Source organism: Actinoplanes sp. NPDC019969 (assembly GCF_055562375.1).
The window spans coordinates 138,306-161,976 of record NZ_JBVHFK010000010.1 but is presented as its reverse complement, the minus strand read 5'-3'; the positions used below and the strand labels follow the sequence as shown (position 1 = coordinate 161,976).

Genomic DNA, 23,671 nt, shown 5'->3' with positions numbered 1-23,671 from the left:
CGCTCACGCGGCCGGCGAGCCGGCGTGGCGCAGCAGGATACGGGCGGTGAGGCGGTCGTCGAGATCGAGGCCGGGGAGGTAGGCGGCGATCGGGACGTCCAGGCCGATCCGGTGCTCAGTCAGCACCTGCCGGACCAGAGTGGCGGTGAACGCCCGGACCACACTGTCGGGGTCAAGGAAGGTGGCGTTGTGCGGGATCATGGCCGGGAGTCTCGGGCCGTCCGCGGGATTCCGACAACGCGTGCCGGGCTACGTGGGACACCGGAACCGGGTCCGGGCAGCGAGAACTCAGGGTGCGGAGCGCTGTCCCGGGACGGGACGGGGCAGGTGGTCCAGGCCGTGCGCGGTGGCGATCTCGCGGGCGGCCCGCAGGTGCGGTTCGGCGGCGGCCGGGTCGCCGGTGGCAAGGCACGCCCGGCCGTACCGGCTGAGGTTGCGGGCGAGCTCACTCGGCTCGCCGGCCCGTTCCAGGGTCCGCACCGCCTCGGTGTGCCGGGCGTCCGCGTCGGCGGTGCGGCCGAGGTGGCGCAGCGCTATCGCGACGTCGGTGAGGGCGGCGGCGTCGAAGATCGCGGCGCGAGCCGGCCGGCTGAGTTCCAGGGCCCGCTCGGCGAAGGTCACCGGGCCGGGTCCCGCCGGCGGACGCGGCGAACAGCCGGGACGCGTCGAGGGGCGGCAGCACGTCCAGGGAGATCGGGTGGACGCCGTCGAGCGCGGTCAGCAGCACCCGCAGCGCCTCCCCGGTGCCGAGGGGTTCCCGGCCGGGCGTGAACCCGTGCAGGTCCAGGTAGAGCTGACCGTCCGGGAAGTCCGCGGTCAGCAGGTGCGCGGCGTGTACGGCCAGCGCGGACTTGCCGATGCCGCCCATCCCGTCGATCGCGACCAGTGTGCCGTCGGCGGCGGCCGCACGCAGCGCCGTCAGCTCCGTGATCCGCCCGACGAACGGGGTGACGTCGTGCGGCAGCTCGTTGCGCACCGGCACGACGGCGGGCACGACAGCCGGGCCCGGCCCGGCCTTGGCGCGTTCCCACAGCTCACGCAGCGGCCGCGGGTCACGGTCGGCGGCCCGGCACAGCGCCACCACGGTCGGCCAGGCCGGGAGCGCCTGTCCGGTGAAATAGCGCGACAACGAGGAGCTGCTGGCGTCGACGTCGCGGGCCAGCTCCCGCAGGCTGCGCCCGGTCAGGTCCCGCAACTGCCGCAGCCGCTCGGCCAGCTCGTCGTACACGGCAAGATCCTAATAGGTCAGCCGAACCAGCCGGGCACGTCGACCGGGAAGCCGGCGTCGGGCACGACGGTGCGCAGCGACGATTCCAGGTCCGTGACGCGGGCGGCGCCGAGCCGGGCGACCCAGCGGTCACGCAGCTCGTCGAAGATCTCCGCGGACTTGACCAGCGCGTCGATGCCGCGGGGGGTGAGCCGGATCAGTTTGCGGCGGGCGTCGTACGGGTCGTCGGCCCGCTCGATGTAGCCGAGCGCCGCCAGCCGGTCGATCGTCTTCCCGGCGGCCTGCTTGGACACGCCGAGACGCCGGCCGACCTCGCTGGCGGACGCGCCGTGCACGCCGATCGCCTGCATCGCGAACCCGTACGCCGGCCGGACGTCGGGGTGACCGCGTTCGGCCAGCTCGGCGTGTAGCTGGTCGATCAGCGACCGGAACCCGGCGAACAGCAGCAGGGGCAGCTCGTACCCGGCCGGTTCGTTCTCAGCCATTGGCAAACTCGACAACCTGGTTTACGGTTTGGACAACCACGTTGACGATTCTACGGGAGTTCTCATGTTCACCGCACACACCCTCGACTCCGCTCCCGCCGCCTCCCGGCCGCTGATGGAGTCCACCGCCGAACACCTCGGCCACCTCCCCCCGCCGGTCGCCCTGATGGCCGAGTCACCCGAGATGCTCGGCGGATTCCTGCAGGCCAGCGGCCTCTTCGAGGCGAGCACCCTGGACCCGCTGGCCCGCGAGGTGGTGGTCATGACGATCGCGGCCCGCAACCAGTGCCGGGTCTGCGTCGCCATGCACACCGGCCGCCTGCGCGCCCTCAAGGCCGACCCGGCCCAGATCACCGCGCTGCGCTCCGGACTCCCCCTCGACGACCCGCGCCTGGAGGCGGTGCGGCAGTTCACGCTGCGGGTGCTCGCCACAGCGGGCGAGGTCCCGGAGGACGAGGTCGGCACGTTCCTCGCGGCCGGCTTCACCACCCGCAACGCCTTGGAGGTGGTGCTGGGCATCGGCACGTACACCATGTCGACGCTGGCGAACCGCCTCGTCCGGGCCTGACCCGTACCCCGTACCCTTGATCATGCCTTTGATCTCGCCGTTCCTGTGGGAACAGCACTGTTGCCTGCCGCTGACGCCCACCGCCGACCTCGGGGAACTCGCCCGTTACCGGCGGCCCGGCGGCAGCTTCGTCTCGGTCAACGCCGGCTACGCGCCGCACGGATACGACGAGGTGACCGCGCTGCTCGCGGACTGGCGGCCGCGGATCGACGGCGACGACCGGTTCCTGATGACCCGCGGCATCGCGGATCTGGACGCCGCCCGCGACACCGGGCGGGTGGCGGTGGCGTTCGACCTGGAGGACTCCGGGCCGCTCGACGGACGCCTGGACCGGGTGCGGGAGTTCTACGACCTGGGCGTACGCACGCTGCTGCCGACCTACAACACCCGCAACGCGGCCGGCGGCGGCTGCCTCGACGCCGACGACGAAGGGCTCACGCCGTACGGCAGGGACCTGATCCTCCAGATGAACGCCGTCGGGATGGTCGCCGACGGCTCGCACTGCGGCGCCCGCACGGCCCTGGACGTCAGCGCCGTCTCGGAGAAACCGATGATCTACAGCCACTCCTGCATGCGCGCGGTGTGGGAGCATCCGCGCAACATCACCGACGAGCAGGCCAAGGCGTGCGCGGAGACCGGCGGCGTCATCGGGATCACCGGCATCGGCATCTTCCTGGGGCCCAACGACGCGTCCGTGGAGGCGTTCGTGCGGCACATCGACCACGCGGTCGAACTGGTCGGGCCCGAGCACGTCGGGTTGTCCACGGACTTCTCGTTCGACTTCGCCGACGCCAACGCCGCGATCACCGACAACCCGGATCTGTTCGACGACTGGTTCACCCGTTGGGGGCCGATCGCGTTCACCCCTCCGGAGGGTCTGGTCGCTGTCGAGGCGGCGCTACGGGCACGCGGCTATCCGGAGGATGCGGTGGTGGCGATCCTGGGCGGCAACTTCCGGCGGGTCGCCGCCGCGTGCTGGGCGGATTGAGCCCCTTCGCCCAGCGGCTCCCGGCTGTGTGACGGCGGATTCGTTCAGCGGCCGCTCAACGGAGGTCCAGTACCGGTACTCGGCCACGGTCCGGAAGCCCATGCCGTGATAGACCGGCAGGCCCGCGGGCGTCGCCTGCAGCACCGCCGTGGCGGCCGCGGGCACGGCACTGATCGCGTGGGCGGTGACGAGCCGGCCGAAACCACGGCGGTTGGCATGCGACGCCTCCACAGACATCGCTCGATTCTCGCCGCACAAACGACCCGTCGCGGCCCGGCCCAGCGCCGATAGCGTGTCGCTCATTCCGCGGGAGGTTCAGGGACGTCGTTGAAGTCGGCCGCCGCTTCCCCCGAGGCCGGGAAGACGGACGCGGCGATGACGGCTGACCAGTGCAGGAAACTGCGCCGGCCGAGAAGCCTCGCCGCCACGTAGTCCCCGAAATCTTGTAGGGGCCGCACGGGGAACGCGTAGTTGGCCCTCCACGAAAGCGACGACGGTCAAGAACCTGTCGTCGCCCACGTACATCCGCCGCCGATGGCGCAGATGGAGGCACGACTCGTCGAGATCCACCGCGTATCCCTGAGAAGCCGACGCCAGGCCGGAGTCGATTCCAGAAGATCGGCCTAGAGTGGTGCTCGTCGCCGGCGATGTGGGGAGTGACAGGTGGGCTTCGAACTCGGCGAGCGGATCGCCGCCGCCGTTACCGAACGGGCGCCGGTCAACGGCATCCGGATCATCGGCGTCGATGGTCCCAGCGGGTCGGGCAAGAGTTTCCTCACGTCGCGCCTGTCGAGCCTCCTGGCGGCGCCCGTCATCGAGATCGACGACTTCGTCTCGTGGGACTGCTTCGCGGGATGGTGGCCGCGCTTCGAGGAACAGGTCCTGTCACCCCTCCTGGCCGGCCGCGACGCGACGTACCAGGCCAGGGACTGGAGCGACTGGTACGGATCGACGCTCGGCGCGTGGAAGACGCAGCCATGGTCGCCCACTGTGATCATCGAGGGCGTCACGTGTACTCGCCGGGACACCATCGGGCGCCTGGCGTACGCGATCTGGGTGGAGGCTCCCGCGGAGCTGAGGCTGGCCCGCGGTCTCGCCCGGGACACCGACTTCTCCGGCAAGGAGGATCGGTGGAAACGGTGGATGCGTGAGGAGGAGGAGTTCTTCCGCGCGGACGGAACACGCGAACGTGCCGACTGCATCGTCGACACGTCCGCCTTCGGCGTGAACCCGCGTCCGTAAGCGCTCATGGTGGACGCTCACGAGCGAATGGTGGCTTCCGGGCCGTTACGGATCTGGACCGAACGAGCCGGGGATCCGGAGCTTCCCGCTGTCCTGATGATCATGGGATCGGCTGCTCAGGGTGTCAGTTGCCCCGATGCGCTGGTGAGCCGGCTGGTCCAGCGTGGGGTCCAGGTGATCCGGTTCGATCATCGGGACACCGGCCGGTCCAGCGTCGTGGACTTCGACGCCCACCCGTACACGATCGCCGACCTGGGCCGCGACTGCCTGGCCGTGCTGGACGCCTATGGCCTGCGGTCCGCTCATGTGGCGGGGGCCTCGCTGGGCGGCATGATCGCGCAGTGGCTGGGAGTGCACGCGCCGGACCGGGTCCGATCCTTGACGATGATCTCCAGCTCGCCGGTCCCGGTGTGGGCCCGCGCGCTGGCCGGAGACCCGGCCGGCCTGGAGCGGCTGCCGCCGCCGTCACCGGCGTACCTCGCGCATCAGGCCGCCGGGCTGCCGCCCGGGGTGGAGTCCGACGTGGCGTTGTTCCGGGTCTTCAACGGGCCGGTGCGCCCGTTCGACGAGCCGGCGGCCCGGGCGATGCTGGAGCTGGCGTTGTCACGGGCCACCGACCCGGCGGCCGCCGCCAACCATGAGCGGGCCGCGTGGCGGCCCGAACCCGACCTGCTCGCCCCGCTGTCGTCGATCACCGCGCCGACCTCGGTCGTGCACGGCGACCAGGATCCGGTCCATCCCCTCGGTCACGGCGAGGCCCTGGCGGCGGCGATCCCGGGCGCGGTGCTGCACGTGGTGCCCGGAATGGGCCATGTCATGACGTCACCCGGCCTGCCCGAGGAGATCGCCGACCTGATCCGGCTGTGACCCGGCCCAGAAAGGCCGGTTCATCGAAGAAGCCGTTCTCGGCGACATCACCCGCCAGCAGGTGGACGCCATCGTGACGGCCGCCAACGAATCCCTGCTCGGCGGCGGTGGGGTCGACGGCGCCATCCACCGCGCCGCCGGACCACGACTGGCACAGGCCGGCGTGGCTGTCGCCTTTCCCGCGATCGCCACCGGTGTCTACGGCTTCCCGCCGGGCGACGCCGCGCGCATCGCGGTCGGCACCATCCGGGCGACTCCTACCGCCGTCGGCGGGATCCTCCTGGTCGCCTTCGACGAAGAGACCCGAGATCTGCTCGCGGCAGCCCTTCAGGAAGCCGGCTCACCCGGTGAATGAGGACGATCGGTGCACGACGACGGTGTCGGCCATCCGGTCGTGCAGCGTGCGGTGCCGGTCCCCGAAGACCATGACGGCGTCGATCAGCGTGTAGACGCCGAGGGTCACCGCGCCGAAGATGTAGGTGCAGACGATCTTCAGGAACAGTTCCCGGTACGCCATCCGGCGCCAGCCCACCGGCCGGGAGGTGCGGGCGTCGGCGACCACGTGTCCCAGGATCTGCCGGGCCGGGGTCTGCCCACGATCGAACAGCCATGAGGCCCACACCAGCCAGCCGATGCCGGCGGTCACGGTGAACAGCACACCGTCGACGATCTGTGCCACCAGCCGGCCGGCCGGGCTCACCAGGCGAGGGGATGCAGGGTTGCCGAGGTGCTGGTCGGTCTGGGGGGAGGTCGCCTGAGTCATTCGGTCCTTCTCGCGTATCACATGGTGGACTCGGCAACCCTATTCGATCATGTCCAGTTCCCCGGGGACCCTCGCTCCCCGTCGGCCCCGGATCCGCCGGCACACCGTCCCGAAGAGCGACCATGCGCACATCCTTCCGGAGCCGATGACAGGTGCGTGTGCAGGCCTTCGGCCCTGAGCAGCAGCATCACCGTCTGCAGGTACATGCCGGCGTCGGCCCACTGCCCGGGACCCATGCCGCGGTCCAGATAGCAGAAGAGGACCGCGGGGGCGCCGAACGCCTGGGAGTTCAGGGCGGCGATCTTCACGGGCCGGCCGGGGTCGTCCCGCTCGATGCCCAAGGCTTCGTAGCGCCGGGCGGCGGCGGAGGAGAAGCGTTCGAGGTACGGGGACAGCAGTGCCACCGGGTACATCGGGTACTCCCGCTCGTCACCCGGATCCCCGGCCAGCGCCCGTGCCGTGGCCCGCCGCTTCAGGGTGGCCAGGTGGCTGCCGGTCACCACGTACACGTGCCACGGCTGGAGGTTGCCGCTCGACGGCGCCCGCGAGGCCGCGGCCAGCACCCGTTCCAGCACGCCCCTCGCCACGGGCCGATCAGCGAAGGCGCGCACCGAGCGACGGGTGCTCACCGCCTCGTACACGTCCAATGTCCGCCTCCTCAGCGATCAGCCGTTCACAACTGCGTGGTAGAGATCAGCACATGAATCTCGGGATTGCGGGCCGGACCGCGCTGATCGTCGGTGGCAGTGGGCTGATCGGGCGGGCGGTCGCCGCCGCCCTGATCCGCGAGCAGGTGCGGGTGGTGCTGGCCGCCCGATCCGCGGACAGGCTGGCGGAGGCGGCGAAGGAGCTCGGCGATCAGGTCGGCACGATCACCCTGGACACCCGGGACCCCGGGTCGGTGCGGGCCGCCGTCGAGGAGCTGATCGGCTCGGAGAGTGGCATCGACATCGTCGTGAACGCCGCCGCGCCGCCCGCCAACACCCTCGACCCGGCGAAGGACCAGGATCCGGCGCAGGTGCTGGACGCGTTCGACGCGAAGGCGATCGGCTACCTGCGGGTGATCGACGCCGTGCTGCCGTACATGCGCCGGGCCGGCTTCGGCCGGATCATCAACGTCAGCGGCCAGAACGCGCTGCTCAGCCGCTCGGTGACCGGTTCGGTCCGGAACGCCGCGGTGATCGTCGCGTCGAAGGCCCTCGCCGACGCGGTGGCCGGCACCGGGATCACCGTCAACGTGGTGAACCCGGGCCTGGTCACCGTGACGCCGAGCCCGGCCCCGCAGCCCGCCGCGCCCGGCGACTCCACGCCGGAGCAGGTCGCCGCCCTGATCACGTTCCTGGCGTCGGCGCAGGCGGCGGCCGTCTCCGGCGAGTCGATCGCGGTCGGGCACCGGGTGCTCGGCGTGCAGTAGGAGCTTGTCACTCGTACCGGTGAATGAGGGCTTCGCGTTCGGTCTGTTCGATCTCGGCGATGGTCAGGCCGGGCATCCGCAGCTGGGCCAGCGTGACCTCGGCCGAGGTCGGCTGGGCGTCGGCGGGCAGCCACTTCGCCGGCTCCCAGGCGCCGGCGCGCAGGAACGATTTCGGGCAGTGCGGGTACACCTCGTCGATCCCGACCACGAGCGCGCTGGCCGGCGGCTTGCCCACGGCGGTCAGCTGGGACAGCAGCTCAGGGCGGGTGGAGACGCAGGCCCGCCCGTTGAGCCGCAGCGTGGTGTTGCGGCCCGGGATCACGAACAGCAGCCCGGCCCGCCCGGTCACGATCACGTTCTGCAGGCTGTCGATGCGTTTGTTTCCGGTCGCGTCGGGGATCGCCACGGTCCGCGCGTCGAGCACGCTGACGAATCCGGCGGGCCCGCCCCGCGGCGAGACGTCACCGTTGCCGTCGGCGTCCACGCTGGCGACCAGCACCAGCGACGCGAGGCCGATCAGCTGCCGGGTCTGCTCGGTGAGTTCGGTCATCTGCTTGCGCACGGCCGCCTCGCTGGGCTGCGCGTACACCCGGCGCAGCGCCTCGATATCGGTCAGGGCGTCCTGCCGCAGCGCGTCGAAGGCGGTTCCGGCATCGACAGTCGTCATACCAAGACCCTAGACCCACCTTTCCGGTACGGGCCAACGACGCTCCCGTGACTCGCGGCGGCCACGGCAGGCGTCCCTCACGGCCGTCCCGCGGGTGCGGGCCATGCATGCACGTCGCGGCTACCCCGCGGCTGGTTCTCAGGGCTGTCTCAGCGGCGCTGAGACAGCCCTGACAACCAGCCGGAGAAAGCGCCTACCGGACGGCGCCGGCGGGGAGGGCGAGTTCGACGCGGTTGCGGCCGGCGGACTTGGCGGCGTAGAGCGCCACGTCGGCGGTGTGGAACAGGGTCGTGACGTCGTGACCGGGGCGGGCCTCGGCGACCCCGGCGCTGACCGTCACCGACACCGCTTCGGCGATCGCCCGGCGTACCTCGTCGACCCGGGCCGCCGCCTCGTGCAGCCCGGCGCCGTCCAGGACGATCGCGAACTCCTCGCCGCCGTGCCGGGCCACCAGGTCCCCGGGCCGGGCCACCGCGGCCAGCCGCTCGGCGACGCGCTTGAGGACCTCGTCGCCGGCGTTGTGCCCGTACTCGTCGTTGATCTTCTTGAAGTGATCGATGTCGATCAGGGCGACGGTCAGGGGCCGGCCGGACGCCAGCATGCCGGTCAGGTTCGTCATCAGGTGCCGGCGGTTGTGCAGGCCGGTCAGGTGGTCGCGGGACGCCTGCTCGGCCAGGTCGCTGCGCAGCTTCTCGATCGTGGCGAGCTGGCTGCGCAGCTGGTCGTTGGCCTGTTCCAGGGCGCGGCGCTGCCGGTTGTGCTCGGTGACGTCCCGGGCGACCAGGACCCGGGCGGTGCCGTGCCGCTGGGCGCCGGTCACGTCGCTGATCTGGATGCTGAGGTCGGTGCCCGTACCCCCGATGTCGTTGATTGTGAACTCCTGGCACCCGCCGGCGGGCAGCTCGCCGAACACGTCCGGCAGCCGGCTGTGACCGGTCTCCACGCCGAGCCCGGCGAGCAGGCGGTCGGCGGCGGGATTGCAGTCCAGGATGCGCCGCCGCGCGTCGATGACGATCACCAGGTCGGACATGATCGTGAACAGGTCACGGTGGGTGACCGGCGCGGACGACGGGCCGGAGTCGGTGCGGACCATCCAGTACATGACCGGCGCGCCGAACGCGAACCCGATCGCGGTCAGGTCGACGAGCCGGCCGCCGGACAGCACCCCGGTCAGGTTGACCGCGACCGTCGGCGCCGAGGTCAGCACGGCCAGCAGGTAGCCGCGGTGCCGGCCGCTGGCCCGGATCACCAGCCGCAGCACCGCCACGCAGCAGACCGTCAGCATCACGTAGCAGTAGAGGGCGTGCACCCAGAACAACGGCCCGAAGATCGCGGCGTACGCCCCACCGACGCTGGTCTGCCGGAACCCGGTCATGAACAGGTGGTGCCACGGGTTCGTGGCCAGCGCGATCGTGCAGAGCACCGGCTCGACGGCCAGCAGCACGGCGGCGCGCGGCCGCAGCGTCCAGAACCGGTCGGCGAACGCGCGGGCCGCCGCCCACCAGCCGGCGACCAGGGTGAACACGCCCGCGTACGCCAGCGACATGGCCCACGCCGCCCCGGCCGGCTCGCGCATGAACAGGTTCAGCATCGACATCGCCGACCACCAGGCCGCCCCGGCGCCGACCACGGCGATCGGGCGGTAACCGGCCGCCTCGTCGCGCCGCTGCCACGCCGACACGGCGACCGCGAGGGAGATGGCGCCGGCGGTCGCGAAGACCGCCGCGAAGATCAGTACCGTCACCGGACCGCGGTCTCCTTCGTCGACACGTACGCCAGCTGCGGGATCTGCTCGGGCGGGACCGGGCGGGAGTACAGGTAACCCTGGCCGCGCTGGGCGCCCAGGTGCAGCAGCTCGGCGGCCTGCGACTCGTCCTCGATGCCCTCGGCGACGGTGGTCAGGCGCAGCACCTGAGCCAGCCGGATGACCGCCTCGGCGATCGCGGAGCCCTCGGCGGTGCCGTCGAGCAGCGCCACGAAACCGCGGTCGATCTTGAGGATGTCGACGGGGAGCCGCGTCAGGTACTGCAGGGAGGAGTAACCCGTACCGAAATCGTCGATGGCGATCCGCACCCCCGCGGACCGCAGGCGTCGCAGCGCGGCGATCTCGATCGCCTCGTTCACCATCGCCGACTCGGTCACCTCGACGACCAGATTGGCGGCGGGCAGGCCGGTGCGGCCGAGCACCGCCAGCACGTCGCGGGCCAGATGCGGCTCCTGCAGCTGCCGGGGCGCCACGTTCACCGTCACCGACAGGTCGAGCCCGGCGTCACGCCAGCGGGCGGCCTGCTCGCAGGCGCGTTCCAGCACCCACTGGCCGATCGGGACGATCTCGCCGGAACGTTCCGCGACCGGGATGAACGACGCCGGCGACACGTCCCCGTGCAGCGGGTGCCGCCAGCGCAGCAGCGCCTCCACGGCCACCGCCCGCCGGGTCCCCAGGTCGATGATCGGCTGGTAGACGACGGTGAACTCGCCCCGCTGCAGCGCGCCTTCCAGGGCTTCGGCGAGCGCGGCGTCGGCGGCCCGCCTGTCGTTCATGGCCGGCTCGTGCACGGTGAACGTCGGAATGCCGGACCGCAGCGCGTGGTTCAGGGCGATCTCGGCGTTGCGCAGCACCGTCCTCGCGGGCTCGTCCAGCCGGGCCACCGCGACCCCGATCCGGACCGGCACGTCGTCCAGGGCGGCCAGGATCCGCTGGGCCACCACCGTCGCCTCGGAGGCGACGGCGGCGTCGGTGAGCAGCACCCCGTACGTGGTGTCGCCGATCCGGGCGACCAGGTCGTCGGCGCGCACACACGAGCGCAGCACGTCCGCGACCCCCGGCCGCTCCGCCGACACCGCCAGCACCGCGAACGTCTCCCGGCCACGGACCAGCCGGGCGAGGGCCTCCTTGAGCGCGGCCCGGTTCGCCAGGCCGGTCTCGGCGTCCCGGCCGGCCTGCGCCTGGCTGGCCCGCAACGCCAGCCACTGCCGGGCCGTCACCGCGCCGATCATCACGACGGTCGCCACCAGCAGGCCGCTCCAGCGCAGCCAGCCCGACGCCTGCACGATCACCACGAGCAGCAGGCTGATCCCGGCGACCAGCGACACCAGCGGTAGGTACGCGACCCAGCGCGGCGGCGAGCTGCGCGGCGCCCGGTCGGTGGAGCTGAACATCCCGGACGCCGACATCATCGGTGACAGGGTGAGCAGCAGGTGCGCCAGGACCGCCACACTGCCGCCGGCCGGGCCGAGCATGTGGTCGACGCCGTCGGACAGGCCGGTCGCCCAGCCGGTGTCGACCAGGATCGCCAGCGTCATCCCGCAGATCAGCACCGTGATCGGGTCCCGCCAGCGGGTGACGACACCCCGCATCAGCATCGCCGTGACGGCCATCGCCAGCATCAGGCTGCCCAGCGGCAGCGCCGCCAGCAGCGGCCAGCCCGGGCCGGACCGCCAGAGCACCGGGTCGAGCCCCACGTACCACATGATCATGACGGTCGGCGCGGCCACGGCGAGCATCTCCGCGACGAACGCCTGCCGGTGCGGCCCACTGAGCCGCAACAGCGACCCGAGCACCGTCGCCAGCCCGAGCAGCGCCATCCCGGCGATGTGCGCGGCCTGCGAGACCCACAGCTGCCAGACCGGCGCGCCCGCGACCACCACGACGGTGAACAGCAGGCTGCCGCCCGCGTCCAGTCCCCGGGCGACCGCCCCGAGCCGGCAGGACAGCGGGTTCAGCCCCAGCCGTGCCACCCGGAGCAGGTAGTGGATGCCGAGCAGGTCCAGCACCACCAGGGACGAGCCCAGCACCAGCGGATACCAGTCGGGGCGTACCCAGCCGGCCACCTGCGCGGCCGCAACCAGCACGAGCAGCACCCACACGGCACGCGGCAGGCGCCGGGACCGGGTGCTGATGCTCTGCGCCATATCCGCACTGTCGGCCCGTACCCCACAAAGTTGAGGACAACCGATAGGGTCGCCGCATGTCCGCGCCCGGAGACGTGCCCCCGGAGATCCTGGCCCGCTTGCGGCCGATCTTCGATCAACTGCCGCAGACGTACGCGGAACCGGCCTGGATCGGCGTCCGCTGGCGGATCCGCGCCCGGACCGTCGCCCACGTCTACACGCCGGACCCGCAGGGTTCCCCGGTCTACGAGCGGTACCTGACCGGCGCCTCGTCGACCGTGATGACCTTCCGCGTACCCGCCGACGACCTGCTCGGCCTGACGGCCGCCGGTTTCCCGTTCTTCCGCGCCCCATGGGGCCACAACGTCGCCGCCGCCATCCTGGGCCCGCACACCGACTGGACCGAGATCACCGAACTCGTCACGGACAGCTACTGCCTGATGGCCCCGAAGTTCCTCGCCGCCCAGGTCCCCGCCCCCGGCTGACACGGACCGGCGCGTGGTCTGCGGCACATCACGAAGAGATGCAGCGCCTGAGCGCGAGGATGCCCTCGTGATCGCGAACTCCGACCGCGGAAAGAACGTTCGTTCTGACCGCGAGGCGCTGCGCGGCCAGCACATCAACGGGGGTGATGCGGGCCGGCCGCGAGGCCTCAGTCCCGAGACCCTCCCAGCGAGGCCCCGCGCCCGATCTTGCGAACCTGATACCGGAGCCGGGCGCACAAGATCGGATTCGCGCCCCTTCTTGTGCGTTGAGCTGCGGAAATCCGGTACCGCCCGCCCAAGATCGCGAGCCGCGCCGATCTTGGGCAGGCGCGACCGGGCCGAACCACACAGGATCGCGAGGCGGCCGATCTTGGGCGGGCGGCGCCGGGCCAAATCCCACCGGATCGCGAGGCGGGCCGATCTTGGGCGGGCGGCGCCGGGCCAAATCCCACAGGATCGCGAGGCGGGCCGATCTCGGACGGGCCATACCGGGTTGAAACGCACGAGAATGCCGGCCGCATCGGGGTCTCGTCGCGGGGCGTGCCGAGCGTCGCAGCCGATGACCGGGCTGCTGGTCAGACGCGGGAGGTGATCAGGCGGTGGAGTTCGTTGAGCAGGGTCTGGGCCTCGAAGGGCTTGCGGATCAGCGGGGCGTCGGCCGGCAACTCCTGACCGCCCGGCGCCGGGCCGCTCGTGTAGCCGGACATGAACAGGACCGGCAGGCCGGGGCGGTCGTTGCGCAGTTCTGCGGCCAGCTGCGTTCCCGACATTCCGGGCATGATGACGTCGGTCAGGAGGACGTCGAAACCCAGCGCGTCCTCCCGGCACATGCGCAGCGCCTCCGCCGGGTGCGGGGCGGCGAACACCTGATAACCGGCCTTGCGCAGCAGACGGCACACGATGTCGCGGACCAGCTCCTCGTCCTCGACGACCAGGACCCGCTGGCCGTCGCCGGCGCGGGCGGGAGCGCCCGGCGCGGCGGGGCTGACCCCGGGGGCTCCGGCGGCGCCGGCGGGCAGGCGGACCCGCAGCGTGGTGCCACGGCCGGGTTCGGATTCCAGGCTGATGGTGCCGCCGGCGTCGGTGACCACGCCGTACGCGGTGGCCAGCCCGAGACCCGTACCGCTGCCCCGGCCCTTGGTGGTGAAGAACGGCTCGAAAGCGCGGGCGAGGACCTCCGGCGGCATCCCGCAGCCGGTGTCGGTGACGGCGAGGCAGACCTGGTCGCTGCCGTCGCCGGGGTGTTCGAGGCTGGTGCCGAGGGTGAGGCGGCCGCCGGACGGCATCGCGGCGCGGGCGTTGAGCACGGCGTTCATGACGACCTGCTCGAGTTTGCTGCGGTCGATGACGACGGGCGGAAGACCGGGTGACAGTACGGTGCCGAGCTCGATGTCCTCACCGAGGGTGCGGCCGAGCATCCGCAGCATGTCGGAGGTGACCGTGTTGAGGTCGAGCAGTTCCGGCTGGGACGGTTCGGAGCGGCTGAACATCAGGAGCTGGCGGGTGAGCGCGGCGCCCCGGGCGGCGGCCTGTTTGATGCCGGCGGCGTCGGGGCGGCTGGGGTGGCCGTCGTCGAGTTCGTCGGCGAGCATGTCGGCGTACCCGGAGATCACGGCGAGGATGTTGTTGAAGTCGTGGGCGATGCCGCCGGCGAGCTGTCCCAGCGAGTCGAGCCGTTCGGCCTGGCGGAGTTGCTGTTCGAGTTCGGCGCGTTCGCGTTCGGCGGCCATCCGTTCGGTGACGTCGCGCAGGATGCCTTCGACGGCGACGATCCGGCCGTCTTCGCGGACGGCGCTGGCCCGCTGCTCGATCCAGACGAGTTCGCCGTCGCGGCGGCGCAGCCGGAACGTGATGGTGCCGGAGCGGGGCGCCCGCCACGACTCCTCGAAGATCGTCCGGTCGCCGGGGTCGATCAGGTCGAGCACCAGGCGCGGGGCGGCGTAGAAGTCCTCGGCCGGGTAGCCGGTGATCTGCTCGACGGCGCGGCTGAGGTATTCCATCGCCGGGTCGGGGGCCACCCGGTACCGGAAGATGATGTCCTGGGCGTGTTCGGCGAGCAGGCGGAACCGTTCCTCGCTGTCGCGCAGGGCGGCCTGGGCCCGGCTGCGTTCGGTGATGTCGGTGGAGATGCCGGCCACCGCGTACGCCACTCCCGCCTCGTTGACCAGCGGGAACTTGACCGTCAGGTAGGTATGGACGCCGTCGTCGCCGGGCGCGTCCTCCTCCAGTTGCAGCGGGACGCCGCGGGCCAGCGCCTGCCTGTCGTTCTCCCGGAACGCGTCGGCGATCTCCCGGGTGAACAGGTCGTGGTCGGTGAGTCCGACGATGTCCTCGCGGCGCAGGTTGAACAGGCGCTCGTACTGCCGGTTGACCAGCATGTACCGACCGTCCGCGTCGCGCATGTAGATCACCGCGGAGGTGTTGTCGATCAGCGCCATCAACTGGTCGCGGCCGACCTCGAGCAGCGGCGGACGGTTGTCCGGCCGCGGTGCGGCTTCCTCGTCTGACGTGCTCATCCGGCCATTTCCACGACGACCGGCGCGGTCGTTCCCTGTCCGGACCGTACCCCCGGATCGGCTGCCGGTTCGGCGTTTTCGGCGATCAGCACCGGGCGCAACGGGGCCAGGGTGTGCTGCTGGCGGGCCCGGGTCAGCCGTTCCAGGAAGCTCTCGGTCATCCCGGTGGTGCCGGCCCGGTTGGACACCAGCAGCCGGTCGCCGAGTCCTTCGTCGTCGCGGCGGCGCTGCGGCTGGAACAGGAACCGCTTGCTGAGCATCAGGTGCGCCCCGGACACCCGGGCGTGCATGGCCAGCAGCCGGTACCAGTCGACCAGCGCCGGGTGGTGCCCGACCAGCCGGCGCAGGTCGCCGTCGTCGCAGAGCCGCACGTCGGAGCTGTCGCAGCCGATCTCGGCGAGCAGCCGCTGCGGCAGGGTCGGCGCGTCCATCAGGGCGGCGATGTCGTCGCGTTCGCGTTCCAGCAGGGCCGGGAACAGCCGCCGGGCCTGCCGGTCGTAGCCGGGTTCGGCGATGCCGAGCAGGAAGTCGCGTTTCAGCGCCTCCGGGTCGAGGGCGCCGCTGGGCGGGATGTCGTCGAGGGTCCAGTGCGCGGCGAACTGCCGGAACACGTCCATGAACATCTCCGGGGCCATCGTCTGCTCCGGCGGCAGGGTCGCGAAGTCGACGAACAGCCGGCGCAGCGCGCCGAGCAGGACGGTGGCCTCCCGTACCCGGTGGCGGGCGTGTTCGCCGATCAGGTCGGCGTGTTCGCAGGTGAGCGGCTCGAGCAGGCAGTTGACCGCCATCTCGATCGCCTCGCCCTGCTTGACCAGCAGGAAGAAACGCCGCTCCCCCGGCGTGCCGGTGTAGCTGCGGACGTCGCCGTCGTCGAAGGCGCCCGGCAGCTCGGCGACGACCTCGTCGTGCAGCCGGACCACGACGGTGCCGACGTTCCAGCGCACCAGCGACGCGTAGCTGTCCCGGTCGTAGTGCCCGGTGCCGGTGTGCGCGGCCAGCATCGCGAAGTAGGGGCGGAAACCACCGTCGGTGAGGCCGTCGAACGCGCGTTCCGGGTGTGCCGTACCACCCTCGGTGTGTTCCTGGTAGTGCCGGGCGACCGAGGCGCCGACGAACCCCAGGTTCACCACCAGCCGCTGCGCCTGCGCGGGCGTCAGCTGGTTGATGTCCGGCAGCCGGTGCAGGACGTGTTCCCGCAATTCGGTGGTCAACAGCTCGGGTGGCGCGTGATCGTGCAGGATCGCCGTGTTCAGGCGGGGAAGTTCGTGCAGGACCCACTCGCCGACCTGTTCCGGAGTCATCCGGACCATCACCTCCGCGGACGCTTCATCTCTCTGTTCGGCGGGGCGGCACGCCGGTGAAGCGCGGCGGGACGTGGCGTGTGGCACCTTTCGCGGGTTCGGTGTTCCGGCCGGTTACCGCCCGGCGCGGCGCTTCCCGCGACACAATGACCGGATGAGGACGCGGTGGCTGTTCGCCGACCAGCTGGGGCCACACTTCCTCGACGAGCCCGGGCAGCCGGTGCTGCTGATCGAGTCGAAGGCGGTGTTCCGGCGGCGGGTCTTCCACCGGCAGAAGGCGCATCTGATCCTGTCCGCGCTGCGGCACCGCGCGCGGGACGAGAAGGTGCGGCTGGTGCGGGCGGACACGTACGCCGCAGCGGTCGATCAACCGGTGACCGTGTGTCATCCGACCTCCCGTGCCGCCCGCGATCTGGTCCGGCGCCTGCCGGGGGTCGAGATGCTGCCGCCGCGAGGATTCGTGACCGCCCCGCAGGATTTCGTCGCCTGGGCCGGCGGGCGGGATCATCTGCGGCTGGAGGATTTCTACCGGCATGCCCGGCGCGCGCACGACGTGCTGATGGACGGCGGTGAGCCGGCCGGCGGGCGGTGGAACCTGGACACCGAGAACCGGGAGCCGCCGCCGCGGGGCGCCGGGCGCCTGGACGTGCCGGCGCCGCCGCCGATCGTGGAGGACGACATCGATCGGGAGGTACGGGCGGAACTGGACCGCTGGCAGCACGACGAGGGCATCGCGTTCGTCGGTGGAGGGGTTCGTCCGGCAGATCCTCGGCTGGCGCGACTTCATCTGGCATCTGTACTGGTATTTCGAGCCGGGCTACCGGGCCGTCGACGAGCTGCACGCCCGGCGGGAGCTGCCGCGATGGTTCGCCGAACTGGACGCGGACGCGGTCGAGGCGCGGTGCCTGTCGGACGTGCTGGCCGGGGTCCGGGACCGCGGCTGGGTGCACCACATCCCGCGGCTGATGGTGCTCGGCAACTACGCGATGCAGCGCGGCTGGCGGCCCGGCGCGGTGTCCGACTGGTTCCACCGGTGCTTCGTCGACGGGTACGAGTGGGTGATGACGGCGAACGTGGTCGGGATGAGCCAGTACGCCGACGGCGGGCGGATGAGCAGCAAACCGTACGCGGCGGGCGGCGCCTACATCCACCGGATGAGTGACTACTGCGGGGGCTGCCGGTACGACCCGAAGGTGCGCGCGGGGGCGGACGCGTGCCCGTACACCGCCGGGTACTGGAGTTTCCTGGCCCGCAACGAGCAGCGGCTGGCCGGCAACCACCGGATGCGGCAGCCGCTGCAGGGCCTGCGCCGGCTGAGCGACCTGGACGCGCTGCTCGATCAGGAGAAGGCCCGCGGGTCCCGCGCCCCGTGATCGGTCCCGGTCAGCACTCGATGACGTTGACGGCCAGGCCGCCGCGTGACGTCTCCTTGTACTTGATCTTCATGTCGGCGCCGGTCTCCTTCATCGTCTTGATCACCTTGTCCAGGGAGACGTGGTGCCTGCCGTCGCCGCGCAACGCCATCCGGGCCGCCGTCACCGCCTTCACCGCGGCCATCCCGTTGCGTTCGATGCACGGGATCTGCACCAGCCCGCCGACCGGATCGCAGGTCAGGCCCAGGTTGTGCTCCATGCCGATCTCGGCGGCGTTCTCCACCTGCTCCGGGCTGCCACCGAGCACCTCGGCCAGCCCCGCCGCCGCCATCGCGCACGCCGAACCGACCTCGCCCTGACAGCCCACCTCGGCGCCGGAGATGCTCGCGTTCTCCTTGAACAGCCCGCCGATCGCACCCGCGGTCAGCAGGAACCGCACGATCCCGTCCGGTCCGGCGCCGGGCACGAAGTCCAGGTAGTAGCGCAGCACCGCCGGGATGATGCCGGCCGCGCCGTTCGTGGGCGCGGTGACGACCCGGCCGCCGGCGGCGTTCTGTTCGTTCACGGACATCGCGTAGACGGTCAGCCACTCCAGCGGGTCACCGTCGGCGGCCAGCTTGCGGGCGGTCTGCGCGGCACGGCGACGGACCTTGAGACCCCCGGGGAGTACGCCCTCCGCGTCCAGCCCGGCGTCGATGCAGCCGGTCATCACCTGCCAGATGCCCAGCAACCCGGCACGCACCTCGGCCGGCGCGCGCCGCACGGATTCGTTCTCCAGCATCAGACGGGAGATCGACAGGCCGGTGGCACGGGTCAGCGCCAGCAGCTCGGCGCCCGAGGAGAACGGGTGGGGCAGGGGCGTGTCGTCCGGGCGTACCGCCGCAAGGGTGTCCCCCACGACGAACCCGCCACCGACGGAGAAATAGGTCTTCCGCAGCAGTTCGGCGCCATCGGCGCCCAGCGCCGTGAAGATCATGCCGTTGGGGTGCTCGGGCAGCGACCGCCGCCGGTGCAGCACCAGGTCCAGCGCGAACCCGAGATCGTGCACCGACGGCTCCAGGCCGGTGTCGACCGTCTCCGGGTCGTGGCCCATCAGCCCGAGCAGCACCGCCCGCGGCGTGCCGTGCCCGTGACCGGTCGCGCCGAGGGACCCGAACAGCTCGGCCCGCACCCCGGTCACCGGCGCGTCCAGGTGCCGGGCGAACAGGCGGGCGGCACGCATCGGCCCGACGGTGTGCGAGCTGGACGGCCCGATCCCGATCGAGAACAGGTCAAAAACGGACACAGCCACGGGAGGCTCCTCGGAGGTCGGCCTCCCTCGCTCTGTCATGTCTGCCTGAGAGGTTCGCCGCGGAGAGCGGCTTGCACCGTGGGCGCAGCCCGGGTGGGCTGTCTTTCCAGAGTCGCCGGACCGCTGCGGTACGTGGGCCTGAGAGATTCTGAGGGAGAAGTTGCTCCTTCGGCGACCCGCTGTTTCCGGCGGATGCTCTCCCGCGGCGGCGTCACGGCGAAAGTGTTCGGTTGTGGGCTCGAACCTTACTACGCAGATCTGCGTACGGCGGGGCCGCCCGTGGACGGACGCCGGATCCGCCGCGATGATCCAGAGTCGAGCCCATGTCCGCTCGCCTCCGCACCGTGCTCTGGGCCCTGATCGTCGTGGCTTGCCTGGTTCTCATCGCTCCCTACCTGCGCTTCGACACCCGCGTCGAGGTACGGGACCCGCTGCACTACGCCGTGCTGGTGGCGCACGTGCTGACCGCGGCCGTGGCGCTGGTGCTGGGCCCGCTGCAGTTCATGCCCGCGGTACGGGCACGCCGCGCCCGGCACCGCCTGATCGGCCGGGTGTACCTGCTCGGCGGGGTGCTGCCGGCGGCCGTCACCGCGGTGCCGGTCGCGATCTGGTCGGCGAGCCCGCTGACCCGGGTCAGCCTCACAATCGCTGCCGTGTCCTGGCTGGTCACGGCCTGGCTCGCCGATGCGGCCGCCCGCCGCCGTGACATCACCACCCACCGCGAGTGGATGACCCGCAACTACGCGCTGACGTTGCTGGCCATCACCGCGCGTCTGATCGTTCCCGTGGTCCTGCTGTTCCGGGTGACGGTCGCCGGGGACAGCGGGGCCTCGATCGCCGACACCGCCACTTCGCTGATCCCGATCGGCCAGACCGCCGGCTGGATCGTCAACCTGGCGATCGCCGAGACCCTGATCCGCCGCCGCCGATCTCGTGCCGAGCCCACTTCGTGCACTCCGCGCCGTACCGTGACTCGCGGTACTCGCTGCCGGGGGTGAGCGAGGAGAAGAGCCAGCGGGATTGCCCGTCGCTGGTTTCGACGCGTTTCATCTCGTACGACTCCAGGTGCGCCCGCTCCTCGCCGTCCTTGCGCATGGCACCGCGCCAGTGGCCGCGGTCGGTGCAGAACGTCACCGTCATCTCGGGGCCACCGTAGTCGTCGACGCCCATGAGCTTGACCCAGAGCGGACCTGTCGTCCGGTCGGCGTCGGTGACATCGGCGATGCCCTCGAAGATCACCTCGTAGGCGATCTCGGTGACGAGCATCCGCCCGACCGGGATGATCGGACGGTAGTCGGCCGAACCCCACCTCCAGTAGTTGAAGACGAGAGCCCGCCGGGCGGCGAGGATTCTGTCGGTCTCCGGCGCCTGCGTCAGGTCCCAGGTGATCGGCACCTCCTTGGTCCCGTCGATCGGCAGCCGCCGGTACGCCTCCTCGTACGTCATCGGCAACGCCGTTCCGCTCGGCGCCGGCGAGGGCGAGGGGTCCACGGTGCCGGTGCAACCAGCCGTCATCAGACCCACCATCACGGCGGCGACCGCCGCGGCGCGTACCTTCACTTCTGTCCCCTCGTCTTCGGACCTTCGCCCCGTCGGCCTCAGCGGTGGCCTCACCGGAACGATCGTCAGGACGCTATCAAGGCGATGAATGGACTCGGTGCCGTCACGGCTCTCCGCCGCGGCCGTGACGGACTTGCGGCCAATTTACTAAGTGCGCATACTATTCGCCATGAAGACGATCGCTGCCGCTCGGATCACCTCCGATGTCCGGCCCGAGGCCTTCTTCGAGCGCTGGGCCGACGTGACCGTCACCCTCGCCGGGCCGCTGGCCTTCTTCTGGAACGCGGTGCTCGGCAAGGACATCGGGCGCGGCCTCAGCGGCGACCTGGCCCGGCTCGAGAAGGCCGCCCGCGCGGTCGAGGTGCGGGCATGAGGCACTGGCTCGGGGTGGTGTGCCGCGATCACGTCCAGCGCGGCACCCGGCTGGGTATCGCCCAGCTCGGGCACGGCAAACGGGACGGGCTGGCCCGGCTCGCCGCCGGGGACTGGCTGGTCTACTACTCGCCGCGGACCAGTCTGCGGGGCGGTGTGCCGTTGCAGGCGTTCACGGCCCTCGGCACGGTCCGCGACGACGAGATCTGGCAGGCCGACGAGGGCGACTTCCGGCCGTGGCGGCGCCGGGTCGGCTATCTGCCGGACGTCGCCGAGACACCGATCCGGTCGCTGCGGCTGGAGCTGACCGCTCAGCCGGGCTGGGGTGTGCAGCTGCGCCGAGGGCTCGTGCCGCTCACCGAGGGCGACTTCGCCACGATCCACGCGGCCATGACCCGTTCCGAAGCGGCGGGTTCCCGGCCGGAGGGATCGCGGGAGGCGGCGTGAGTGCGGGATCGCGGGGTGACAGCATGGGCGGGATCAACCGGAGCGAGGTGGGGACGTGAGCCTGGCGACCCGGCATGACAGTGCCGATGACAGCCCGGGCTTGCTGCTGTGGCAGGTGAGCAACCGGTGGCAGGCCGCGCAGCGGGCCGCGCTGAAACCGTTCGATCTCACCCATGTGCAGTTCGTGCTGCTGGCAACACTCACCTATCTGCAGGAGTCCGGGACGGTCACGCAGAAGGCGCTCGCCGACATGGCCGTCACCGACCCGATGATGACCTCGCAGGTGCTGCGCGCCCTGGAGAGCCGCGACCTGGTGCACCGCCCGCCGCATCCGACCGACCGGCGGGCCCGGGCGGTCGCCGTCACCGCGGCCGGGCGTGACCTGGCGAACCGGGCCGTGGTGGCGGTGGAGGCGTGCGACACGGCGTTCTTCGCCGCCCTCGGCAGCGGCCTGCCCGCCTTCACCGGCGCCTTGCGGGCTCTGCGCGCCTGATCGCCTCGCTCGTCTCCAGCATCTGTGGTGGGCTCGGTCTGGGCACGATCCTCGGCATGGGGTTCGGCATCGCCGCCCTGGTGCAGCTCAAGCGGAACCCTCAGAAGGGCCGCGGCCTGGCCATCGCCGGAATCGTCGTCTCCACCCTGACCCTTCTCGCCACGATCGCGCTGGCGGTCGCCGTGATCACTGACGAAGCACGGGACAAAGCAGCCGGCATCACCGACGTCGAGGCGATCGCGCTCAAGCCGGGTGACTGCATCCGCGAGTTCGACGAGTCGTCGATGGTGTACGACCTGCCGGTGGTGCCGTGCACGCAACCGCACACGGCCGAGGTGTACCACGTGTTCACGTTGCCGTCCGGGCCGTACCCGGGTGAGAGCGCGGTGGAGGACCAGAGCGGCGACAGGTGCGGGGAGGCGTACGAGCCGTACGACACCGTGCAGAACGACGAGCTGGAGATCTACTACCTGCACCCGCTGAGCAGCACCTGGAGTCAGGACCAGGGCGTCACCTGCGTCCTCGTGGACCCGAACGGAACCCGTACCACCTCGATCGTGAAGTAAGAGAGTCAGGAGGACCGGCCGGTGGCGGCCTCCGCGAGCGCGGCCAGCACCGACCGGTTCGTCTCGTCGATCGGGAGGCCGGCGAGGGCGGTCAGGGACCGTTCCAGCAGCTCGCTGATCATCGTCTCGACGGCGGCGAGCGCCCCGGTCCCGGTGATGATCGCGCGGAGGGCCTCGACACCGTCGGCGCCGAGGCCCGGGTCGCCGAGCAGGGATCGCAGGGTCTCCCGGCCGGCGGGCCCGGCGGCGTCGAGGGCCAGGGCGATGAGGACCGTACGTTTGCCCTCACGCAGGTCGTCCCCGGCGGGTTTGCCGGTCCGCGCGGTGTCGCCGAACACGCCGAGGACGTCGTCGCGCAGCTGGAACGCCTCGCCGAGCGGCAGCCCGAAGGCGGAGAGCCCGGCCAGGAGGTCGTCGCCGGCGCCGGCGAGCCGCGCGCCGAGCAGCAGCGGCTGTTCGACGCTGTACCTGGCGCTCTTGTACCGCACGACCCGGCGGGCCCGGTCCAGCGCGCCGTCCGGGCGGCGGCCGGCGATGGCCTGTTCCAGCAGGTCCAGGTATTGCCCGCCCATCAGCTGGGTGCGCATCCGGTCGAAGACTGCCCGCCCGCGGACGATGGCGGCCGGGTGCAGGCCGCTGCCGGTGTAGAGCTCGTCGCTCCAGGTCAGGCACAGGTCGCCGGCGAGGATGGCGGTGGACGTGCCGAAGCGGTCGGGGTCGCCGCTCCAGTCGTTGCCGCGGTGCAGGGCGGCGAACCGGCGGTGCATGGCGGGCGCGCCGCGGCGGGTGTCGGAGCCGTCCATGATGTCGTCGTGGATCAGGGCGGCGGCCTGGAAGAACTCCAGCGCGGCTGCCGCGGCGACGATGCCGGGCTCGTCGGGGCCGCCGGCGGCCCGCCACGCCCAGTAGCAGAACGCGGCGCGCAGGCGTTTGCCGCCGTCCATCAGGCCGGCCACGTACCGCACCAGCGGCAGGCAGTCGTCGCTCACCTCGGCGAGCACCTGTTCCTGTGCGCTGAGGAAGTCCGTGATCGTCTCGTGGACCCGGGTACGGAGGTCTTCGAGCTTGAGGGGGTTCGGATTCCTCTCCATGGCGATGAATCTTGGCAGAAGAGTAGTTAGATTGTCTTGCTACCCGTGGGGTTTATGATCTTT

Annotated in this window: 27 protein-coding genes, 1 pseudogene and 2 riboswitches; of the genes and pseudogenes, 14 read left to right on the top strand and 14 right to left on the bottom strand. The window is 71.5% G+C overall.

Annotated features, from left to right (window positions below; all coding sequences use genetic code 11):
* Positions 1-3 precede the first annotated feature (3 nt).
* The 4 genes from ACZ3II_RS28485 to ACZ3II_RS28470 all read right to left on the bottom strand — a co-directional run bounded on the left by ACZ3II_RS28485 (position 4) and on the right by ACZ3II_RS28470 (position 1,713).
* Positions 4-201 (bottom strand): hypothetical protein, encoded by a 198-nt coding sequence (locus tag ACZ3II_RS28485; protein ID WP_465520904.1) that lies wholly within the window; start codon positions 199-201, stop codon positions 4-6.
* A gap of 87 nt (positions 202-288) precedes the next feature.
* Positions 289-531 (bottom strand): tetratricopeptide repeat protein, encoded by a 243-nt coding sequence (locus ACZ3II_RS28480; protein WP_465521292.1) that lies wholly within the window; start codon positions 529-531, stop codon positions 289-291.
* Complete coding sequence (locus ACZ3II_RS28475) at positions 446-1,228, bottom strand: helix-turn-helix domain-containing protein (protein ID WP_465520902.1); 783 nt, start codon at positions 1,226-1,228, stop codon at positions 446-448. The genes ACZ3II_RS28480 and ACZ3II_RS28475 overlap by 86 nt, the downstream gene beginning before the upstream one ends.
* A gap of 17 nt (positions 1,229-1,245) precedes the next feature.
* Positions 1,246-1,713 (bottom strand): MarR family winged helix-turn-helix transcriptional regulator, encoded by a 468-nt coding sequence (locus ACZ3II_RS28470; RefSeq protein WP_465520900.1) that lies wholly within the window; start codon positions 1,711-1,713, stop codon positions 1,246-1,248.
* 64 nt (positions 1,714-1,777) lie between these two features.
* Here ACZ3II_RS28470 and ACZ3II_RS28465 point away from each other — a divergent pair, with 64 nt between their 5' ends.
* The 5 genes from ACZ3II_RS28465 (at position 1,778) to ACZ3II_RS28445 (ending at position 5,733) form a co-directional block, all read left to right on the top strand.
* Positions 1,778-2,281 carry a carboxymuconolactone decarboxylase family protein gene (locus ACZ3II_RS28465; RefSeq protein ID WP_465520898.1) on the top strand — a complete coding sequence of 168 codons (504 nt, stop codon included), beginning with the start codon at positions 1,778-1,780 and terminating at the stop codon, positions 2,279-2,281.
* 22 nt (positions 2,282-2,303) lie between these two features.
* Positions 2,304-3,269 (top strand): dipeptidase, encoded by a 966-nt coding sequence (locus tag ACZ3II_RS28460; RefSeq protein ID WP_465520896.1) that lies wholly within the window; start codon positions 2,304-2,306, stop codon positions 3,267-3,269.
* Between the two features lie 663 nt (positions 3,270-3,932).
* Positions 3,933-4,511 carry a uridine kinase family protein gene (locus ACZ3II_RS28455; protein WP_465520894.1) on the top strand — a complete coding sequence of 193 codons (579 nt, stop codon included), beginning with the start codon at positions 3,933-3,935 and terminating at the stop codon, positions 4,509-4,511.
* A 6-nt stretch (positions 4,512-4,517) separates the two neighbouring features.
* Positions 4,518-5,378 carry an alpha/beta fold hydrolase gene (locus tag ACZ3II_RS28450; RefSeq protein ID WP_465520892.1) on the top strand — a complete coding sequence of 287 codons (861 nt, stop codon included), beginning with the start codon at positions 4,518-4,520 and terminating at the stop codon, positions 5,376-5,378.
* 22 nt (positions 5,379-5,400) lie between these two features.
* Positions 5,401-5,733: a macro domain-containing protein gene (locus ACZ3II_RS28445; protein ID WP_465521290.1), complete on the top strand. Its 333-nt coding sequence runs from the start codon at positions 5,401-5,403 to the stop codon at positions 5,731-5,733.
* On the opposite strand, the gene ACZ3II_RS28440 is transcribed toward ACZ3II_RS28445, so the two are convergent.
* Both ACZ3II_RS28440 and ACZ3II_RS28435 read right to left on the bottom strand, forming a co-directional pair.
* Positions 5,719-6,141 (bottom strand): RDD family protein, encoded by a 423-nt coding sequence (locus ACZ3II_RS28440; RefSeq protein WP_465520890.1) that lies wholly within the window; start codon positions 6,139-6,141, stop codon positions 5,719-5,721. The two genes, ACZ3II_RS28445 and ACZ3II_RS28440, sit on opposite strands and share 15 nt — an antisense overlap.
* Before the next feature lie 47 nt (positions 6,142-6,188).
* The gene (locus tag ACZ3II_RS28435; protein ID WP_465521289.1) at positions 6,189-6,782 is read right to left on the bottom strand and encodes a nitroreductase family protein; all 594 of its coding nucleotides are present in this window, start codon (positions 6,780-6,782) and stop codon (positions 6,189-6,191) included.
* A gap of 59 nt (positions 6,783-6,841) precedes the next feature.
* On the opposite strand from ACZ3II_RS28435, the gene ACZ3II_RS28430 reads away from it, so the two are divergent.
* Positions 6,842-7,555: an SDR family NAD(P)-dependent oxidoreductase gene (locus tag ACZ3II_RS28430; RefSeq protein WP_465520888.1), complete on the top strand. Its 714-nt coding sequence runs from the start codon at positions 6,842-6,844 to the stop codon at positions 7,553-7,555.
* 7 nt (positions 7,556-7,562) lie between these two features.
* Here the strand turns inward: ACZ3II_RS28430 and ACZ3II_RS28425 are convergent, their stop codons facing one another.
* From ACZ3II_RS28425 to ACZ3II_RS28415, 3 genes are all read right to left on the bottom strand, one after another.
* Positions 7,563-8,222, bottom strand: coding sequence for an MSMEG_1061 family FMN-dependent PPOX-type flavoprotein (locus tag ACZ3II_RS28425; protein WP_465520886.1), 660 nt, complete (start codon positions 8,220-8,222; stop codon positions 7,563-7,565).
* 193 nt (positions 8,223-8,415) lie between these two features.
* The gene (locus ACZ3II_RS28420; protein WP_465520884.1) at positions 8,416-9,966 is read right to left on the bottom strand and encodes a diguanylate cyclase; all 1,551 of its coding nucleotides are present in this window, start codon (positions 9,964-9,966) and stop codon (positions 8,416-8,418) included.
* Positions 9,963-12,134, bottom strand: coding sequence for a putative bifunctional diguanylate cyclase/phosphodiesterase (locus ACZ3II_RS28415; RefSeq protein WP_465520882.1), 2,172 nt, complete (start codon positions 12,132-12,134; stop codon positions 9,963-9,965). Before ACZ3II_RS28415 ends, ACZ3II_RS28420 begins: the two co-directional genes overlap by 4 nt.
* A gap of 56 nt (positions 12,135-12,190) precedes the next feature.
* Between ACZ3II_RS28415 and ACZ3II_RS28410 the strand changes: the two genes are divergently transcribed.
* Positions 12,191-12,598, top strand: a complete 408-nt coding sequence (locus ACZ3II_RS28410; RefSeq protein ID WP_465520880.1) for an MmcQ/YjbR family DNA-binding protein — start codon at positions 12,191-12,193, stop codon at positions 12,596-12,598.
* A gap of 575 nt (positions 12,599-13,173) precedes the next feature.
* On the opposite strand, the gene ACZ3II_RS28405 is transcribed toward ACZ3II_RS28410, so the two are convergent.
* Both ACZ3II_RS28405 and ACZ3II_RS28400 read right to left on the bottom strand, forming a co-directional pair.
* Positions 13,174-15,114 (bottom strand): hybrid sensor histidine kinase/response regulator, encoded by a 1,941-nt coding sequence (locus ACZ3II_RS28405; protein ID WP_465520878.1) that lies wholly within the window; start codon positions 15,112-15,114, stop codon positions 13,174-13,176.
* A complete protein-coding gene (locus ACZ3II_RS28400) occupies positions 15,111-16,415 on the bottom strand; it encodes a hypothetical protein (RefSeq protein ID WP_465520876.1) in 1,305 nt (434 codons plus the stop codon). Before ACZ3II_RS28400 ends, ACZ3II_RS28405 begins: the two co-directional genes overlap by 4 nt.
* 154 nt (positions 16,416-16,569) lie before the next feature.
* Here ACZ3II_RS28400 and ACZ3II_RS28395 point away from each other — a divergent pair.
* Positions 16,570-17,073 (top strand): annotated as a pseudogene (locus tag ACZ3II_RS28395) (cryptochrome/photolyase family protein); the annotation flags it as partial.
* 85 nt (positions 17,074-17,158) lie between these two features.
* Positions 17,159-17,788 carry a cryptochrome/photolyase family protein gene (locus ACZ3II_RS28390; RefSeq protein ID WP_465521310.1) on the top strand — a complete coding sequence of 210 codons (630 nt, stop codon included), beginning with the start codon at positions 17,159-17,161 and terminating at the stop codon, positions 17,786-17,788.
* A 10-nt stretch (positions 17,789-17,798) separates the two neighbouring features.
* Here the strand turns inward: ACZ3II_RS28390 and ACZ3II_RS28385 are convergent, their stop codons facing one another.
* On the bottom strand, positions 17,799-19,118 hold the full coding sequence (locus ACZ3II_RS28385) for an L-serine ammonia-lyase (RefSeq protein WP_465520874.1): 1,320 nt from the start codon (positions 19,116-19,118) through the stop codon (positions 17,799-17,801).
* Positions 19,110-19,191: riboswitch (glycine riboswitch) on the bottom strand. It overlaps the preceding gene by 9 nt.
* 4 nt (positions 19,192-19,195) lie before the next feature.
* Positions 19,196-19,292, bottom strand: a riboswitch (glycine riboswitch).
* Positions 19,293-19,402: 110 nt separating this feature from the next.
* Here ACZ3II_RS28385 and ACZ3II_RS28380 point away from each other — a divergent pair.
* Complete coding sequence (locus ACZ3II_RS28380) at positions 19,403-20,077, top strand: DUF2306 domain-containing protein (RefSeq protein ID WP_465520872.1); 675 nt, start codon at positions 19,403-19,405, stop codon at positions 20,075-20,077.
* On the opposite strand, the gene ACZ3II_RS28375 is transcribed toward ACZ3II_RS28380, so the two are convergent.
* Positions 19,968-20,639, bottom strand: coding sequence for a hypothetical protein (locus tag ACZ3II_RS28375; protein ID WP_465520870.1), 672 nt, complete (start codon positions 20,637-20,639; stop codon positions 19,968-19,970). The two genes, ACZ3II_RS28380 and ACZ3II_RS28375, sit on opposite strands and share 110 nt — an antisense overlap.
* 169 nt (positions 20,640-20,808) lie before the next feature.
* Between ACZ3II_RS28375 and ACZ3II_RS28370 the strand changes: the two genes are divergently transcribed.
* Genes ACZ3II_RS28370 through ACZ3II_RS28355 form a run of 4 tightly spaced genes read left to right on the top strand, consistent with a single transcriptional unit; the run spans position 20,809 to position 22,517 of the window.
* Positions 20,809-21,012 (top strand): hypothetical protein, encoded by a 204-nt coding sequence (locus ACZ3II_RS28370; RefSeq protein ID WP_465520868.1) that lies wholly within the window; start codon positions 20,809-20,811, stop codon positions 21,010-21,012.
* Complete coding sequence (locus ACZ3II_RS28365) at positions 21,009-21,458, top strand: EVE domain-containing protein (RefSeq protein WP_465520866.1); 450 nt, start codon at positions 21,009-21,011, stop codon at positions 21,456-21,458. Before ACZ3II_RS28370 ends, ACZ3II_RS28365 begins: the two co-directional genes overlap by 4 nt.
* Positions 21,459-21,513: 55 nt before the next feature.
* Positions 21,514-21,951 (top strand): MarR family winged helix-turn-helix transcriptional regulator, encoded by a 438-nt coding sequence (locus ACZ3II_RS28360; protein WP_465520864.1) that lies wholly within the window; start codon positions 21,514-21,516, stop codon positions 21,949-21,951.
* Entirely contained in the window at positions 21,873-22,517 is a 645-nt protein-coding gene (locus ACZ3II_RS28355; RefSeq protein ID WP_465520862.1) for a DUF4190 domain-containing protein, read from the top strand. The genes ACZ3II_RS28360 and ACZ3II_RS28355 overlap by 79 nt, the downstream gene beginning before the upstream one ends.
* A 5-nt stretch (positions 22,518-22,522) precedes the next feature.
* Here ACZ3II_RS28355 and ACZ3II_RS28350 read toward each other — a convergent pair whose 3' ends face one another.
* The gene (locus tag ACZ3II_RS28350) at positions 22,523-23,608 is read right to left on the bottom strand and encodes a polyprenyl synthetase family protein (RefSeq protein ID WP_465520860.1); all 1,086 of its coding nucleotides are present in this window, start codon (positions 23,606-23,608) and stop codon (positions 22,523-22,525) included.
* Between the last annotated feature and the right edge of the window lie 63 nt (positions 23,609-23,671).

Bases quoted from the DNA above. Each gene is read 5' to 3' on its own strand.
- ACZ3II_RS28485 (WP_465520904.1), bottom strand. From the start codon at position 201: ATGATCCCGCACAACGCCACCTTCCTTGACCCCGACAGTGTGGTCCGG.
- ACZ3II_RS28470 (WP_465520900.1), bottom strand. From the start codon at position 1,713: ATGGCTGAGAACGAACCGGCCGGGTACGAGCTGCCCCTGCTGCTGTTC.
- ACZ3II_RS28465 (WP_465520898.1), top strand. From the start codon at position 1,778: ATGTTCACCGCACACACCCTCGACTCCGCTCCCGCCGCCTCCCGGCCG.
- ACZ3II_RS28460 (WP_465520896.1), top strand. From the start codon at position 2,304: ATGCCTTTGATCTCGCCGTTCCTGTGGGAACAGCACTGTTGCCTGCCG.
- ACZ3II_RS28450 (WP_465520892.1), top strand. From the start codon at position 4,518: ATGGTGGACGCTCACGAGCGAATGGTGGCTTCCGGGCCGTTACGGATC.
- ACZ3II_RS28440 (WP_465520890.1), bottom strand. From the start codon at position 6,141: ATGACTCAGGCGACCTCCCCCCAGACCGACCAGCACCTCGGCAACCCT.
- ACZ3II_RS28430 (WP_465520888.1), top strand. From the start codon at position 6,842: ATGAATCTCGGGATTGCGGGCCGGACCGCGCTGATCGTCGGTGGCAGT.
- ACZ3II_RS28425 (WP_465520886.1), bottom strand. From the start codon at position 8,222: ATGACGACTGTCGATGCCGGAACCGCCTTCGACGCGCTGCGGCAGGAC.
- ACZ3II_RS28415 (WP_465520882.1), bottom strand. From the start codon at position 12,134: ATGGCGCAGAGCATCAGCACCCGGTCCCGGCGCCTGCCGCGTGCCGTG.
- ACZ3II_RS28410 (WP_465520880.1), top strand. From the start codon at position 12,191: ATGTCCGCGCCCGGAGACGTGCCCCCGGAGATCCTGGCCCGCTTGCGG.
- ACZ3II_RS28405 (WP_465520878.1), bottom strand. From the start codon at position 15,114: ATGAGCACGTCAGACGAGGAAGCCGCACCGCGGCCGGACAACCGTCCG.
- ACZ3II_RS28400 (WP_465520876.1), bottom strand. From the start codon at position 16,415: ATGACTCCGGAACAGGTCGGCGAGTGGGTCCTGCACGAACTTCCCCGC.
- ACZ3II_RS28385 (WP_465520874.1), bottom strand. From the start codon at position 19,118: ATGACAGAGCGAGGGAGGCCGACCTCCGAGGAGCCTCCCGTGGCTGTG.
- ACZ3II_RS28380 (WP_465520872.1), top strand. From the start codon at position 19,403: ATGTCCGCTCGCCTCCGCACCGTGCTCTGGGCCCTGATCGTCGTGGCT.
- ACZ3II_RS28370 (WP_465520868.1), top strand. From the start codon at position 20,809: ATGAAGACGATCGCTGCCGCTCGGATCACCTCCGATGTCCGGCCCGAG.
- ACZ3II_RS28365 (WP_465520866.1), top strand. From the start codon at position 21,009: ATGAGGCACTGGCTCGGGGTGGTGTGCCGCGATCACGTCCAGCGCGGC.
- ACZ3II_RS28350 (WP_465520860.1), bottom strand. From the start codon at position 23,608: ATGGAGAGGAATCCGAACCCCCTCAAGCTCGAAGACCTCCGTACCCGG.